General features: G+C 41.8%; 13 protein-coding genes and 5 tRNA genes. 6 read left to right on the top strand and 12 right to left on the bottom strand.

Annotated elements, in window-relative coordinates; translation table 11 throughout:
• Positions 1-143: 143 nt before the first annotated feature.
• From secA to U0035_RS07355, 5 genes are all read left to right on the top strand, one after another.
• On the top strand, positions 144-3,470 hold the full coding sequence (gene secA, locus U0035_RS07335; RefSeq protein WP_114789354.1) for a preprotein translocase subunit SecA: 3,327 nt from the start codon (positions 144-146) through the stop codon (positions 3,468-3,470).
• Positions 3,471-3,555: 85 nt separating this feature from the next.
• Positions 3,556-4,329: a hypothetical protein gene (locus tag U0035_RS07340; RefSeq protein ID WP_114789355.1), complete on the top strand. Its 774-nt coding sequence runs from the start codon at positions 3,556-3,558 to the stop codon at positions 4,327-4,329.
• A 111-nt stretch (positions 4,330-4,440) separates the two neighbouring features.
• Positions 4,441-5,778 carry a cytochrome ubiquinol oxidase subunit I gene (locus tag U0035_RS07345; protein ID WP_114789356.1) on the top strand — a complete coding sequence of 446 codons (1,338 nt, stop codon included), beginning with the start codon at positions 4,441-4,443 and terminating at the stop codon, positions 5,776-5,778.
• An 8-nt stretch (positions 5,779-5,786) separates the two neighbouring features.
• On the top strand, positions 5,787-6,794 hold the full coding sequence (locus tag U0035_RS07350) for a cytochrome d ubiquinol oxidase subunit II (protein WP_114789357.1): 1,008 nt from the start codon (positions 5,787-5,789) through the stop codon (positions 6,792-6,794).
• 64 nt (positions 6,795-6,858) lie between these two features.
• Positions 6,859-7,575: a peptidase associated/transthyretin-like domain-containing protein gene (locus U0035_RS07355; RefSeq protein WP_114789358.1), complete on the top strand. Its 717-nt coding sequence runs from the start codon at positions 6,859-6,861 to the stop codon at positions 7,573-7,575.
• Between the two features lie 63 nt (positions 7,576-7,638).
• Here the strand turns inward: U0035_RS07355 and U0035_RS07360 are convergent, their stop codons facing one another.
• The 10 genes from U0035_RS07360 to U0035_RS07405 all read right to left on the bottom strand — a co-directional run bounded on the left by U0035_RS07360 (position 7,639) and on the right by U0035_RS07405 (position 11,894).
• Positions 7,639-8,208: a DUF6799 domain-containing protein gene (locus tag U0035_RS07360; RefSeq protein WP_114789359.1), complete on the bottom strand. Its 570-nt coding sequence runs from the start codon at positions 8,206-8,208 to the stop codon at positions 7,639-7,641.
• Positions 8,209-8,313: 105 nt separating this feature from the next.
• Positions 8,314-8,853, bottom strand: a complete 540-nt coding sequence (locus tag U0035_RS07365; RefSeq protein WP_114789360.1) for a YMGG-like glycine zipper-containing protein — start codon at positions 8,851-8,853, stop codon at positions 8,314-8,316.
• Positions 8,854-9,055: 202 nt separating this feature from the next.
• A complete protein-coding gene (gene nusG / locus U0035_RS07370) occupies positions 9,056-9,649 on the bottom strand; it encodes a transcription termination/antitermination protein NusG (RefSeq protein WP_114789361.1) in 594 nt (197 codons plus the stop codon).
• A gap of 3 nt (positions 9,650-9,652) precedes the next feature.
• On the bottom strand, positions 9,653-9,850 hold the full coding sequence (gene secE / locus U0035_RS07375) for a preprotein translocase subunit SecE (RefSeq protein WP_114789362.1): 198 nt from the start codon (positions 9,848-9,850) through the stop codon (positions 9,653-9,655).
• Positions 9,851-9,942: 92 nt separating this feature from the next.
• Positions 9,943-10,013: transfer RNA gene (locus U0035_RS07380), tRNA-Trp, on the bottom strand.
• Positions 10,014-10,078: 65 nt separating this feature from the next.
• On the bottom strand, positions 10,079-11,266 hold the full coding sequence (tuf, locus tag U0035_RS07385; RefSeq protein WP_114789363.1) for an elongation factor Tu: 1,188 nt from the start codon (positions 11,264-11,266) through the stop codon (positions 10,079-10,081).
• A 97-nt stretch (positions 11,267-11,363) separates the two neighbouring features.
• Positions 11,364-11,438, bottom strand: a tRNA-Thr gene (locus tag U0035_RS07390).
• An 89-nt stretch (positions 11,439-11,527) separates the two neighbouring features.
• Positions 11,528-11,600, bottom strand: a tRNA-Gly gene (locus U0035_RS07395).
• A 52-nt stretch (positions 11,601-11,652) separates the two neighbouring features.
• Positions 11,653-11,735: transfer RNA gene (locus tag U0035_RS07400), tRNA-Tyr, on the bottom strand.
• An 86-nt stretch (positions 11,736-11,821) separates the two neighbouring features.
• A tRNA-Thr gene (locus U0035_RS07405) sits at positions 11,822-11,894 on the bottom strand.
• A 654-nt stretch (positions 11,895-12,548) separates the two neighbouring features.
• On the opposite strand from U0035_RS07405, the gene U0035_RS07410 reads away from it, so the two are divergent.
• Positions 12,549-15,005, top strand: a complete 2,457-nt coding sequence (locus U0035_RS07410; RefSeq protein WP_114789364.1) for a TonB-dependent receptor — start codon at positions 12,549-12,551, stop codon at positions 15,003-15,005.
• 76 nt (positions 15,006-15,081) lie between these two features.
• On the opposite strand, the gene U0035_RS07415 is transcribed toward U0035_RS07410, so the two are convergent.
• Positions 15,082-15,381, bottom strand: a complete 300-nt coding sequence (locus U0035_RS07415) for an HPF/RaiA family ribosome-associated protein (protein WP_114789365.1) — start codon at positions 15,379-15,381, stop codon at positions 15,082-15,084.
• Between the two features lie 128 nt (positions 15,382-15,509).
• Complete coding sequence (locus U0035_RS07420) at positions 15,510-16,418, bottom strand: tyrosine-type recombinase/integrase (protein ID WP_114789366.1); 909 nt, start codon at positions 16,416-16,418, stop codon at positions 15,510-15,512.
• Positions 16,419-16,437: the final 19 nt, after the last annotated feature.

Here is a 16,437-nt window from a genome sequence, read left to right on the forward strand (position 1 = left end):
AAAGTAGTTAAGATGGCCTGGCCTCTGTATGCCGGGCAATTTTCGTATCTTTGCAGCCCTGTCAAATTGTCTGTATGTTTAATACAAGCATTGTTTTTGACAAGAATATTTCTTTAAAAGATTTTAATTATTAATATATTATCATGTTTGGTTTCCTATCAAAAATTTTCGGGGGCAGTAAGTCAGAGAAAGACACTAAAAAACTTCAGCCGGTTATTGAAAAAGTAAACAGCTTTTTTAGTCAGTACCAGTCTTTAAGCAATGATGAGCTTCGTTATAAAACGCAGGAGTTCAGACAAAGAATTAAGGAACGTCTCAATAAAATTGACGAAGAAATCAATACCCTGAATGCCAGTGCAGAAGCATTGTCTCACGAAGCATTACAGGAAAAGGATAATATATACAAACAGGTAGACGACCTCAAAAAAAATCGGGATAAAGAAATCGAAGCGGTACTTGAGGAAATAATGCCGGAGGCCTTTGCAGTAATGAAGGAAACAGCGCGAAGGTTTAAAGAAAATGAAAAAGTGGTAGCCAAAGCTACTGATCTTGATCGTGAATTAAGCGTAAAGAGCGAGTACATTACTATTGATGGCGATAATGCCATATTTAATAACAGCTGGACTGCAGCCGGCAACACCGTAAACTGGAACATGGTACATTACGATGTACAGTTAATAGGGGGCGCTGTTTTACATAGCGGTAAAATTGCCGAGATGGCTACAGGTGAAGGTAAAACGCTGGTATCTACCCTGCCCGCCTACCTGAATGCCCTGGCCGGGGAAGGTGTACATATTGTAACGGTGAACGATTACCTGGCACGTCGGGACCAGGAATGGAACGGCCCTATTTTCGAATGGCTCGGTCTGAGAGTAGATTGTATTGATAAGCACCAGCCTAATACCGCAGCCCGGAGAAATGCATACCTCGCAGATATCACATATGGTACCAATAACGAGTTTGGTTTCGATTACCTGCGTGACAACATGGTGCATACCGCCGATGAAATGGTACAGCGTAAGCACCATTATGCCATGGTAGATGAGGTAGATAGTGTTTTAATTGATGATGCACGTACACCATTGATCATAAGCGGGCCTGTTGACAAAGCAGACGACCAGCAATATCATATTCATAAACCACGTGTACAGCAATTATTTATTGAGCAGGAGCGTATCGTAAGAAACGCTTTAAATGAGGCGAAGAAGTTAATTGAAAAAGGTGAAGATGATCCCAAAACAGGAGGGCTTCATTTGTTCCGTGCGTTCAGGGGCTTACCTAAGTACAATCCGCTTATTAAGTTCTTAAGTGAACCCGGCATCAAAGTAAAACTTCAAAAAGCAGAAAATTACTACCTGCAGGATCAGGAGCGTAATATGCATATCATTGATTCAGAATTATTGTTCAGAATCGATGAGAAAAACAAATCGGTAGATCTCACCGAGAAAGGCCTGGGAACTATTACCCGCTCAGGAGAAGATCCCGATTTTTTTGTGCTCCCGGACATCAGCGTAAGCCTTGCTGACATAGAAAAAAGTGATGTACCGGCCGAAGAAAAATTAAGACAGAAGGAACATATTCTTAATGATTATTCACAGAAAGCTGACCGTATCCACTCGGTACAACAATTACTGAAAGCCTATGCCCTGTTTGAAAAAGATGTAGAGTATGTGGTAATTGACGGGGCTATCAAAATTGTAGACGAACAAACAGGCCGTATTATGGATGGCCGCCGTTACAGCGATGGCTTACACCAGGCACTGGAAGCCAAGGAGAATGTGAAAATTGAGGCGGCTACGCAAACTTATGCAACGGTTACGCTTCAAAACTTTTTCCGTATGTATCACAAACTAGGTGGTATGACGGGTACTGCCGAAACAGAAGCTGCAGAGCTTTGGAGTATTTATAAACTGGATGTAGTAAACATTCCTACCAATGTTCCTATCATTAGAGATGACAAACAGGATCTGGTTTATAAAACCAAGCGTGAGAAATACAAGGCCGTAATCGATGAAATTGAAGTATTGAGAAACGCGGGTCGCCCGGTACTGGTAGGTACTACTTCTGTTGAGATAAGTGAGCTCTTGGGGCGCATGCTGCAACAAAAGAAAATCCCGCACAATGTATTAAACGCCAAACAACATGCCCGTGAAGCCAGCGTTGTTGCTGAAGCAGGATTGGCAGGCGCAGTAACCATTGCCACCAACATGGCGGGTCGGGGTACCGATATCAAACTGGGCCCAGGTGTAAAAGAAGCAGGCGGTTTAGCCATTATTGGTACAGAGCGGCACGAAAGCCGCCGCGTTGACAGACAGCTTCGTGGTCGTGCCGGTCGCCAGGGAGACCCGGGTAGTTCGCAGTTTTATGTATCGCTTGAGGATGACCTGATGCGTATGTTTGGTAGTGACCGTATTGCGGGCATGATGGACAAACTTGGTTACAAAGAAGGCGATGTCATTCAGCACAGTATGATCAGCAACTCTATTCAGCGTGCGCAGAAGAAAGTGGAAGAAAATAACTTTGGTATCCGTAAGAGATTGCTGGAGTATGATGATGTGATGAACAAACAGAGAAATGCTGTTTACGAAAAAAGAAATCATGCTTTGTTTGGAGAGCGCCTTTCACTGGATATTGACAGCGCCTTCTCAATAGTAGCAGAAAGCGTGGTTAATTCTTTTAAAGAGCAGGACGATTACGAAGGGTTTAAGCTGGCATGTATTGTAAACTTTGGTATGGATACCGCTATCACCGCTGATGAGTTTAACGCTACTTCGGAAAACAAACTGATTGATAAATTATACGAAGAAGCTACACAACGTTACAACCGGCATACAGAAGCGATTGGCCAGAAAGCAATACCCGTATTTAAGAATATTCGGGCAACGCAAGGCCCTCATATCGAAAACGTGGTGGTACCATTTACAGATGGCCGCAAAGGCATCAACGTTCTCGCACCTTTAGATAAAACGGTTGAAACCAACGGACAGGCACTTGTGGCTAACATGGAAAAATCTATTACCCTGGCGGTGATAGATGATGCATGGAAAGAGCATCTGCGTGCAATGGACGATCTGAAGCAAAGCGTACAAACAGCCTACCTGGAGCAAAAAGATCCATTGGTAATTTACAAAGTAGAAGCCTTCCAGTTGTTTAACAACATGACCACTACTTTGAACAAGGATATTATATCCTTCCTTACACAGGCTAATTTACCGGATCAGCAGGAAAGCAATGAGATAAAAGAAGGTCGCCAGGAGAAAACAGACTTAAGTAAATTAAGCGCTAATAAAGATGAGATCGATGCAGCTGGCGATGATTATGCCGCTAATGAAAATGATTATTTCGATCCGTCGGCACCGCCTGTAAAACAAGAGCCTGTGCGCGTTGGGCCTAAAATAGGACGTAATGACCCCTGCCCTTGCGGTAGCGGAAAAAAATTCAAGCAATGCCATGGCAAAGGCGCAGAATAAAATTGCAAAGTCCCTTCACTCCGAAGGGACTTTTTTTATGGAAATCTATTTACTGACGCATCTGTGAATAAACGACTAATGTCTTATGAGAGCCCTGCTGTTACTATTTCTTTTTCCTTTTTTCGGGCAATGCAGGAATTACTGCAGTTCCGGGACGTATCCCACAGCTCACGACACCACTGATACTCTTTTCTGTGTTTTGTCCGCCAGGGCTGCCCGGGCAGCTACCCTGCTTGCACAAACGGCCAGTTATGATAATGCTGTTGCCTCCATCAGGAAAGCACAGGCCATCGATTTTAAAGAGCATGTGGTTTCTTTCGGGAAAGATTCAACCGGGCAAGTGATCCATTCTCTGACAGGCACAGGCAATATCAATAATGGTTATATCCCTGCTATTAATAATCGATTGGCAGACATACATATCCACACCAATGAGCAACCACCATCCACCGGCGACCTGTATGGATTTATTGATCAGATCACAACTGACACCAGCTATATCAGATATATTATAACTCCTATGGGCACCGAATACGCCCTGGTGCTACTTAATAAAAAAGAAGCGCTAAGCTTTAATATCTCTTACGCCCGAAGAGCAGGCATTAAACAAATTCAGTCTGATGGTGCCGCTGTTATTTATCAGCCCACATTTCCCCCGCAATTGGTAGACGAGTTCAATGAATTAAGATCCTGGAACCACGCGACGCATGAAGCGGCACTGGCATTTTTGCTTAAAAAGTATAAAGCGGGGATAGCATTACTAAAACAAAACACAGGTGGCCACTATACCGCGCTTGATGTAGTAGAAAAAAAAGATAAACAAGGAGATAAAACTTATCTTCTTTCCCACTGTCCTTAACCAAAATACCGGATCACAAAACACCTGTCCGTTATATTGTAATAACAATTACAACGGATCTGCCGTACCTTTGCAGCCGATAACTTATTCTTGTCTAAATCCATGCTTACTATGGATGATTTTCTGGCGGCTCGTTCGCAAATGGCGCTTTCTCTTGGCTTTCACATCATTTTTGCATGTATCGGGATGATCATGCCTTTCTTTATGGCAGTGTCTCATTACAAGTGGTTAAAAACAGGTGACACTACCTATCAGAATGTAACCAGGGCCTGGAGCCGGGGTGTTGCCATATTTTTTGCAACAGGTGCAGTTTCCGGCACTGTTTTGTCTTTTGAGCTGGGCTTATTATGGCCGGAGTTTATGAAACATGCAGGCCCTATCTTCGGCATGCCTTTTTCTTTGGAAGGAACGGCCTTCTTTATCGAAGCCATTGCATTAGGTTTTTATTTATATGGATGGAATCGCTTTAACAGGTGGTTTCATTGGTTTACCGGTGTGGTGGTAGGGCTAAGCGGCTTGGCTTCGGGCATACTTGTGGTGGCAGCCAACGCGTGGATGAATAGTCCAACAGGATTTGAATACGTAAACGGACAATATATCAACGCCGATCCTATAGCTGCCATGTTTAACGATGCCTGGCTTTCTCAATCTATACATATGGTGTTGGCGGCTACCGTAGCCACCAGCTTCGCTGTAGCCGGTGTGCATGCCCTGATGATACTAAAAGGAAAGAATACACAGTTTCATACAAAAGCATTTCGGATTGCGGCCGTATTTGCTGCAGTCAGCGCCATTCTGCAACCATTGAGCGGAGATTTTTCAGCCAAGGATGTAGCGAAAAGACAACCTGCAAAACTGGCTGCCATGGAAGCTCATTTTAAAACAGAAGAAAAAGCAGCATTGATCATAGGCGGTGTTCCGGATGAAAAAACCGAAACCGTAAAATATGCATTAAAAATACCGGGAGCCTTAAGTTTCCTGGCCCATGGCGATTTTAATACTGAAGTAACAGGCCTGGATAAAATCCCCAAAGATGAACGGCCTCCCGTTGCAATAGTACATTACTCTTTCCAGGTCATGGTAATGCTGGGTGTGGCAATGATGCTCATCGCCCTTCTGTATCTGTTCATTTTATGGAGAAAGAAAAACTGGCTTCAAAAAAGATGGCTGTTAAAGATGTTTGTACTCGCTATCCCGGCAGGATTTATTGCTGTGGAAGCCGGGTGGATGGTGACTGAGGTAGGAAGACAACCGTGGATCATGTATGGCTTTATGCGCACGGCTGATGCGGTTACTCCCATGCCGGGCATTATCTATTCGTTTTATATTTTCACTGCAGTTTATCTTTCCCTGAGCATTATTGTAATGATATTGCTGTACCGGCAGGTAAAAATGGTGGGTGCTTTATACGATACTCCCGCAAACCAATCATTACCCGATAACCATTAAAGGATTTTATGATTTACGTAGTAATGGCATATTTATGGGCTTCAGTTTTACTGTACGTATTAATGGGTGGAGCTGATTTTGGCGCCGGTGTGCTGGAGTTTCTCTCCACATCGAAAAGTAAAGACAGTACCCGTAAAGTAATGTACAGAGCCATAGGACCTATTTGGGAAGCCAATCATATGTGGCTGATTATTGCTATTGTAATACTTTTTGTGGGGTTCCCGGTCATTTATACCACCATGTCGGTCTATCTCCATATTCCTTTAACCATCATGCTGCTGGGCATTATTGCCAGGGGCACAGCTTTTACTTTCAGGAACTACGACGCTGTAAAAGATAAAATGCAGGTAGTGTATTCCAAAACCTTTATGTACTCCAGTATCATCACTCCGCTGTTCTTAGGCATCATTGCGGGTAGCGCTGTATCGGGCAGGATAGATCCCGGCGCTGCTAATTTTTTAGATGCCTATATTTTCAGCTGGCTGGCGCCATTTCCCGTTGCCGTTGGAATTTTTACCGTCACCATCTGTGGTTTCCTGGCAGCTATATTTATAATTGGCGAAACAAGATCTGAAGAGGATACAAAACGTTTTGTTACTAAATCAAAACATATGAGCATTGCGGCCCTGGCAGCCGCAGCACTAGTATTTATAGCAGCCCGGGTAGAAGATATCCCGCTGGAACACTGGCTTTTTGGAAATCCTGTAAGTATCATTTGCGTAATATTAGCTATCATATCCCTGGTATGGATGTGGGCCTCTTTATTTACCAGGCAAACCAAACTGATCAGGGTAATTGCCGGCGCCCAGGTATCTCTGTTACTGGTTGCTATCACCTACGAGCATTACCCCGTATTAGTCAACCTGAAAAATACGGAGGGACTATCTTTATTGGCACAGCAGGGAGCAGAAAAGACCATCAGGGCGCTGGGCATAGCATTGCTTGCGGGAAGTGTTTTAATATTACCCTCCTTGTTTTACCTGTTATATAGTTTTTCTAACCGCGCAGAGGAATAAGCCTTTAACAAACAATTATTGGAGGACCAGGTTACCTGCATATACATAACCCTTACATTTATATATGATTACCCGCTATATACTTACATTTTGCCTGCTAATGGCCATGCTACCGCTTGCCGCACAAAAAACAGTAAAAGGAAGAGTGAATAATTTTACTTACGATACGATATCCCCCCTGCCCCACGCTACTGTAACTAATATTAGCCGTAGCTCATCTGTATCAGCCGACAATAGCGGTTATTATATTATAAGGGCTAATGAAAATGACAGCCTGGTCTTTTCTTTCAATGGCTATATCAGCGATACAGTCCGGGTTCAGGAACAGTTTTTTATATCCGGGTATGATGCTGCGCTCATTGAAAGAGCTGCATTTTTAAGCGGGGTGACAGTTATGGCTGATTATCGCAGAGACTCTATCCGTCGACGGCAGGAATATAGCTATGCCTATGAAAAACCATTGGGAATAACAGGTGGTCATACGCCCTCTGCCGGAGCAGGCATTGTATTAAGTCCGTCCAGTATATTTTCAAAGGAGCGTAAAGCCAATAAGAGACTGAAGGCGCGGTTACTAAAACAGGAAGAAGATGCTTATATCGACTATGTATTTTCTCCAGGCTGGGTAGGCTCTTTAACAGGCCTTAAAGACGGAGCGCTTGAGACATTTATGAACCGGTACAGGCCCTCTTACGAATTCTGCCGGCAACGTGACAGGGCTGAAATGATCACTTATGTTAGTGATAAATTCAAGGAGTTTCAAAAGGCTAATGCGGTAAAATAACCCAATAAAAAAAGGTGAGCGCGAGGCTTCACCTTTATCAAAACATAACCAAAAAATACTTGACTATTTTTTAAGATCTTCTTTTACTTCGTTCGCTTTATCACCCACTTTACGGGCTCCTTTCTTTATTGCCTGACCTACATCTTCCGCTGTTTCTTTGGTAGCATCGGTAGCCTTTTCTACTCCTTTTTTAGTAGCATCATAACCTTTTTCTACAGCATTACCTGTAGCTTCGGCTGCGTTCGTCACACCCCTTTTCGTAGCGTCCCATGCATCTTCTACTGCTGCACCCGCCCTGTTGAAAAACAAACCTGTTTTAGTTACCCTTTCGCCGTCTTCCAGGACGATGGTTCTGCCGTTCTGGTCAACAATTTCACCGTTCTTTTTAACGGTAACTCCATTGTCCAATACCAGGTCTTTTTCAACTGCAACCCAGGCACCATTGGTGTATACAACCAACTGACCGTCTTTTCTAATGACATCGCCTTCTTTATAATCCGAGAAGGTTTCTGCTACCGGTAATGTATCAACAGGAGTAATTGCAACGGTGTCATTCGCTTCAGTTTGATTAGCTTCATTGTTACATGCAACAGCTATCGAAGCTACTGCAGCTGCCAGTAATAGTTTTTTCATTTGTTTAAGTTTGGTTCCGGTGATGACTTACATTCACCGGAGGTAGTTAAAAATAAGGAATATATATGACAAAAGCGGCCCAAAACCGCTTTGCCCTAATGCATACTAATAACCATTCCTCTGCCTTTCTTTCTTATCTACGATAGCACCCACACCCGCGCCGGTTGCTGCTCCTATAACACCACCTACAACACCCCCACCTAACCGGTTCTTTTTGTTAGCCACCGCTCCGATCACCGCACCTGAAGCCGCGCCTACGATAGCTCCTTTAGCAGTATGACTCATTCCCTTCCTTTGAGGAGCGGGGGCCGGGGCAGACGCAGTGCCTGAACCTGATGAGTTGCTGCTTCCGCTGCTGCTGCCGCCACTACTTCTATACACTCTGTTTCCTGATCTCGAACTACTTGAAGCGGAAGATTTTCGTGTAGCAGCAGCTGCTGCTGCGGCGTTGTTCTCCAGTTCTTTTTCTGCTTCAATTTTTTCACGTATTTCACTTTCCATTTTCCATTTTTGATACTCAGCTAATCCAAGAGTATCCTGTACCTGTGCAGCACCGGCCTCAGCATCTTTTTTCCTGCTGGTGCAAGACGTGATGAAGAAGGTGAATAATATTGCTGCTATTAATACAATACTGAACTTTTTCATAAAAAATAATTTTGTCTGGTAATAATGATCTAACACCTAATAGACAAAAAATTATGCCAAAGAGGTTGGCCGCTAATTCTTAAAAAAAAGCCAATAGCCACAGACCATTGAAATCCAAAGCCAACTGAAGCTTCCGATTAATGGACTTTAATAAAAAAGCCGTTTCTTACGAAACGGCTTAAACAAACTTTTATAAAACAGATTAAATAATCTTTTCTACCTGCATATAGTTTAACTCTACCGGTGTTGAACGCCCGAATATCTTAACTATAACTTTCAATTTCTTCTTCTCATCATTTACCTCTTCAATAATACCATTAAAGTCGTTAAATGGTCCTTCTACTATCTTAATAGTTTCTCCCACGATGTAAGGCTCAACCATACTAACGCCACCCGCTTCATTCATTTCATCCATACGGCCCAGCATCTTATTCACTTCAGCCTTACGTAATGAGATCGGGTTATCCTTTCCTAAAAAATGAATAACACTATTCGTTCCAACTACCAAATCACGTAAATCATCGCTCATCTTACCATCCTGCACTTCAATCATCACATAACCTGGGTAGTAGTTTCTTTCGCGCATTACCTTCTTCCCATTCTGCACCTTGTATACTTTTTCAACAGGCAGGAACACCTGTTTAACTACTTTTTCGAATGGGCTGCGAGAAATTTCCTTATCCAGATACTCCTTAACCTTGCGCTCTTTACCGCTCACCACACGCAACACGTACCATTTGGTATCCTGTTGTGGAGCAGCTTCTGCGGCATTATTATCAACAATATTCTCTACCATTTCTTAGCTGTATAATATTTTGTACAAGAAGTTAAGGCCGCCACCCGCTAAAAAGTCCATAATCCAAACTAAAAGCGTAATGAGAATAGTAGCAACCAATACAATCATAGTAGATTGCTGTAACTGAGCCCAATCGGGCCAGGTTACTTTTTCAGCTAATTCTTTATAGCTATTCTTTAAATAATTGCCAAATTTGTTCATCTATAAAGTTTAAAGTTTAAGATTCAAGGTTTAAAGCTTGGCTATGCCATTTATCTAACTTTAAACTTTAAACATCAAACAACAAATGATTGCACGGGCACTAGGATTCGAACCCAGATCAACGGTTTTGGAGACCGGTATCCTACCATTGGACGATGCCCGTAAACTAATTAGCTAATTAGCGAACTGCTAATTAGCTAATGTTTAGTATTTCAAAGAAATTAATTCTTACTTGATGATCTCAGTTACCTGACCAGCACCTACTGTACGACCACCTTCACGAATCGCAAATTTCAAACCTTTTTCCATCGCGATTGGAGTGATTAATTTTACAGTTAAGGTAGTGTTATCACCAGGCATAACCATTTCTGTACCTTCTGGTAAAGAACACTCTCCGGTTACGTCAGTTGTACGGAAGTAGAACTGAGGACGGTATTTTTGGAAGAATGGAGTGTGACGACCACCCTCATCTTTGCTCAATACGTAAACTTCGCCTTTGAACTCAGTGTGAGGAGTGATAGAACCTGGCTTACAAATTACCATACCACGACGGATTTGAGTTTTCTCAATACCACGTAATAATAAACCTGCGTTATCACCAGCTTCACCTTCGTCTAATATTTTGCGGAACATTTCAACACCTGTTACAGTAGATGTTAAAGGTTTTTCCATCAAACCTACGATCTCAACTGGATCACCGGTTTTGATTTTACCTCTTTCAATACGACCTGTAGCAACTGTACCACGACCTGTAATAGAGAATACATCTTCTACAGACATCAGCATTGGCAGATCAACCGGACGAGGAGGAAGAGGAATATAAGTATCAACTGCATCCATCAACTCAGTGATAGCGCCAATCCATTTTTCGTCACCAGCTAATGCGCCGGTTGCAGAACCTTTAATGATTGGAGTGTTATCACCATCAAAACCACGTTTGCTTAACTCATCACGAACTTCCATTTCAACTAAATCTAAAAGTTCAGGATCGTCAACCAAATCAACTTTATTTAAGAAAACCACCATTTTAGGTACACCTACCTGTGCAGCCAAAAGGATGTGTTCTTTAGTTTGAGGCATAGGACCGTCAGTAGCAGCAACTACAAGGATAGCGCCATCCATCTGAGCAGCACCTGTGATCATATTTTTTACGTAGTCAGCGTGACCTGGGCAGTCAACGTGTGCGTAGTGACGGCTGTCAGTTTGATATTCTACGTGAGCAGTATTAATTGTGATACCCCTTTCTTTTTCCTCAGGTGCACCATCGATATCGTCATATTTCTTTGCAGTAGCTAAACCTTTTTTCGCAAGAACTTCAGTAATAGCTGCAGTCAAAGTTGTTTTACCATGGTCAACGTGACCAATAGTACCAATGTTTACGTGGGGTTTCTCCCTCTTAAAGGTCTCTTTTGACATTGTTATCTGTTTTTAAAGTTGTTTTTATATTCTTGTACGATACAGCAAATTTACTAAAAGCCTTGTTGTGTCGCATGTTTGTACTACTGTACACAGTTGGAGCTGTTGAAGAGAATTGAACTCTCGACCTCTTCCTTACCAAGGAAGTGCTCTACCCCTGAGCTACAACAGCGTTTGTCTAAGCTGACAGCTGACTGTTGTAGGCTGACAGTTTTCATTCCATCGCTGTCATCCGTCATCTCATCTCTGTCATTTACAAAGAGCGGGAGACCGGGCTCGAACCGGCCACCTGAAGCTTGGAAGGCTACCGCTCTACCAAATGAGCTACTCCCGCTGATTAATTTTGAAGCTTAAATATAAGCAATCAAAATTCAAAGAACTAAATGTGGGCAGTGAAGGATTCGAACCTCCGTACTCGTGAGAGAACAGATTTACAGTCTGTCGCCTTTAACCACTCGGCCAACTACCCGGTTAAGTTTAAAGTCCAAAGGTTTAAAAGTTAACAAGGAAATCCTTTTCAACTTATCAACAAATCAACTTGTCAACTAAGAAAAGAGCCGAAGAAGGGAGTCGAACCCGCGACCTGCTGATTACAAATCAGCTGCTCTACCAACTGAGCTACTTCGGCTTTTAAATAAAGAACTAAATTTTTCAGATTTTCCGCTATTCTGTAGCTATACAATTAATAGCACCCTCAAAATTTGGAAGGCAAAAGTAGGGGGAATTTTCCAAACCTCAAAATACCCAAACAATATTTTTATAAAAATTTATTAAGTCGCGTCTTTTTCCTTCTCTTACCTTAGAAAATGATTGTTAATCAACCTTTTTAAGAATAATTAGGGCTTGCAGTAACCGTATCTAACCGGGTAAAACAAAAGCCCAGGTTAAATCCTACATACAGGTTACGCCGCACAATATCCCGAACTTTATTTACATCGCAAAAACAAGGTCGTATATTAACCATTTCCCGTAACAGCCTTTGCTCATAACCCCGGCGCAAAATCAGGCCGGGTTTATATCTTTCGTAAATATCCCTGCCAGCTGCTGAAATTGTCAGGTGTTAAAGCAGCCGGTAAATTTCATAATTCCTTTAAAGCGACAATTTAATAAAAACACACATCGAAAATCTTCTATACAAAAATGCGTCAACTGTCAAGGAAGTATTTTACCACTCATCCCTTTTAACAATACAGATCAGATAAGCCACCCTATTTTTAGTGAAACCAAAATAGCGGGTATACCAGCCTGTTTAAAATAATAAATTCACAACACCAGAATCATCATGCATATCCATCGACTGTTTAACAAACGCCTGTTACTGATCATTACAATAGTTTGCAGCAATTATATGCTTTTAGCCCAGCAAGGTTCCCTGAAAGGAAAGCTGGAAGGGCTAACAACAGGTGAGCTGCCTGTATTAAACCTGGTAACAGCAAAAGACTCCCAGTTAGTTAAAACAACCATTCCCGACTCTGCCGGTAAATATGAATTTAACCAGTTAAAAACCGGGAATTACTTCCTGTATATAACCCATATCGGTTATCAATCCTATTATAGTAAACTTATTGATATCAGCAATCCTAGCCAGGAGATCAGCCTTCCCCCCATTCAAATGACACCAAAAATAAACGAACTGGAATCCGTAAAAGTGTCGGCCGTCAGGCCATTCATACAAAGGAAAATTGATCGCGTAGTTGTCAATCCGGACGCATTGATCAGCAATGCCGGCACTACCTCGCTGGATGTACTTGAAAAAGCGCCCGGGGTGCTGGTTGATATCGATGGTAACATTTCAATGAAAGGTAAATCGGGGGTGGTAGTATTCATCGATAATAAGCCTACCTATATGGCTGCAGGCGATCTGGCTAATTATTTACGTTCGCTGCCCTCCGGCTCTATCGATGCCATAGAACTGATGACTACCCCTCCGGCAGGCTATGATGCAGCGGGTAATGCAGGTATCATCAACATCAAGCTAAAAAAGAATACAGTAAGAGGACTAAACGCCGGTATCAACCTTAGCTATGGCCAGGGAAAATATTTACGCTCTAACAACAGCTTTAATTTCAACTATCGCGTTAACAAATTTAACCTCTTTAGCAATCTTAGCTGGAATCAGAACAATAACTACCAGGACCTGACTATCAACAGGTATTACTACAAACCTGATGGAACTTACAATTCAGGCTTCTCTCAAAACTCTTATATAAAAAGAAAATCAACAGGTCAGAACGCCAGGGTGGGCGTAGACTATTACATGACTAAAAAGTCTACTATTGGTGCTGTACTATCGGGATTTATCAATCCCTTCAAATCAGGCATACTCAACAATGCCCAGGTATTGAATGCGAATAATACCCCTACAGCCCTGATCAATGCAATAAGTGAATCTGACAGAAAATGGACAAACGGGAGCGCTAATCTAAACTACAGTTATAAAATAGACGAAAAAGGAAAAGAATTAACCGCCAATGCTGATTATATTACCTACCGTGCTAACCAAATACAAAGCCTCATCAATAGCAGCTTTACACCTGATCATTCACTAACTGATCAGTCCGTGCTGGAATCTACATTGCCGGCTACTATCAAAATACAAACAGCCAAGTTAGATTATATTCATCCTTTGGAAAAAACAGGCAAGATAGAATTAGGCGTTAAAAGCAGCTTCGTTAATACCGATAACACAGCTTCCTTTTTTGATGTGGTGAATGGAATAAGTACCCCCAATTATGAGTTTTCCAATCGTTTTAAGTATAAGGAAAATATTAACGCCGGATACTTCAACTACTCCAGGGACTGGACCAAGCTATCCCTGCAATTGGGTATGCGGCTCGAAAATACCAGGATTGACGGGCACCAGTTAGGCAATCCGTTGATCGCAGATTCCGGCTTTACCAGAAACTATACCGGACTGTTCCCTACCCTTTACCTGGCTTATCGTCCCGATAGTGCTCAAAAACACCAGTTCGGCTTCTCTTTAGGCAGAAGAATTGACAGGCCGGATTACCAGGACCTGAATCCCTTCACCTACCCTATAGACCGGTTTACTTATTATGGCGGCAATCCTTTTCTGGTTCCCACCTATTCTTACAACCTGGAACTATCACATACTTATAAAAACAAGATCACCACATCACTCGAATACAGTATTATTAAAAACCTGATACAGGAAACCAACGAACAAAAAGGCACCGTTTATTATAGCAGGCCCGGCAACTATGGTCAGCAAACGGTTTTCGGCCTTACCATAAACGGCAACCTGCAACCTTATAAATGGTGGACCTTACAGGTATATACTGAATTTAAAAACGTAGGGTTTGAGTCGATACTATATGGCCAGACACTGGATGAAAAAAGGTGGTATTGGTATGTGGGGCCAACCAACCAGTTTACGATAACTAAAAATTTAAGTGCCGAATTAGCCGGCTCTTATCAAACAAGAATATTGTCGGGACAATTCTTAACTATACCGGTATGGCAGGTGCGCACCGGTCTTTCGCAAAAGGTGCTGAAAGGAAATGGTACAGTACGATTGAATTTATCAGACGCTTTTTATACCAATCAACCAGGCGGGGATATCAGGAATATTGCCAACTCAAAAGCCAACTGGCTCAGCAAGCTGGATAGCCGTGTATTCACCATAAGCTTTGCGTACAGGTTTAACAAAGGCAAAACGCTTAACATACGCCAGTCTGGAGGCTCCGACTCGGAAAAGGGCAGGGTAAGAACCAGCTAACATTTTAATAAATAACCCGCCGAAAAAAGCATTAAAAAAGCCCGTCGCTTTAAACGACGGGCTTTCAGTATTTTATTTAAGCAATCATTTTTTCTTTTCGTCTTTTAACCTGGTTTACCAAAGAATCAAAAGCGGCTTCAAATGACTCTTCAAAGGACTTACTGGTTGATTTAACAAAGAAACTATGACGCGGCACATGTACTTTTATCTCTACAATTTTGTCTTTAATGTTATGCACCACGTTATCCAGTTTTAAAAAAACATCCGACTCAATAATGCGATCATGAAACGTATTTAACTTCTCCATTTTTCGGCTCACTAATTCAATAAGTTTCTGATCGGCATTGAAATTAACCGTTTGAATGTTTACATTCATAGTTCATATATTTAAGAGTGAATAATCGAAATAAATTCTTTTCAAAGAACTGCTTTAGCTATAAACTAAAGTTACTAAAAACAACATCGATTCTCAAAAAAATATTTGCTAAAGTTTTTATATAAATTTCAAGCTTTGGGGTGAGCATTTTTATATACCTCTTTCAGCTTTTCGATGGTATTATGCGTGTAAACCTGGGTAGCCGCCAGGCTGGAATGCCCCAGTAATTCTTTAACCGCATTCAGCTCAGCTCCATTATTAACCATATGGGTAGCAAACGTGTGCCGTAGCACATGCGGACTTTTTTTATCCAGCGTTGCAACTTCAGAAAGTAGCTTTTTAACCAGGAGATAGGCATATTTAGCGTACATCTTTTTACCCTTTTCCGTAACCATCAATTCCGCTGACGGTTGCTCAAACTCCTTTCTTTTGAGCGCTATATATTCCCGGATATCTTGTAATACATTTTTGGTAAGCGGAATGCTGCGTTCTTTATTACCCTTACCCAAAACTTTCAGTTGTTGCCTGCTAAAATCAACCTGACTTTCCTTAAGGTTAATCAGCTCGCTTAAACGCATACCAGTGGCATAAAAAAGTGTCATCAGCATTTTCTCATTCAGGGTTTTCCAGTCTTCTGTGGCAGCGCTAACCCTTTCCTTTAATATTGCAACATCATTTTCCTTAATAAATACTGGCAGGCGTCTACTCGTCTTGGGAGTAACAATTTTAGCCATAGGGTTGGCTTTTATATTCCCGTGTTTAAGATGATATTTAAAAAAAGATTTAAGCGTAGAGATCTTCCGGTTAATACTTCGTGAGGTAAGTTTATTTTCTTTGAGATCTGCCAACCAGCTCCTTATATGCTGATAATTCAGTTCAGTAAAAGCTACTCCATCAAATACACGCAGTAAAAACAGGCTAAAATCTTTTAAATCGGTAGTATAAGCCAATATTGTATGTTGGGAAAACCTTTTTTCAAATTTCAGAAAATTGATAAAAGTATTGATTGGCTCGTTAAAGGTATCCGTATCAGGCATAAAAAAAGTCCTACAATAA

Source organism: Niabella yanshanensis, assembly GCF_034424215.1.
In the GTDB taxonomy this organism is placed as follows: domain Bacteria; phylum Bacteroidota; class Bacteroidia; order Chitinophagales; family Chitinophagaceae; genus Niabella; species Niabella yanshanensis.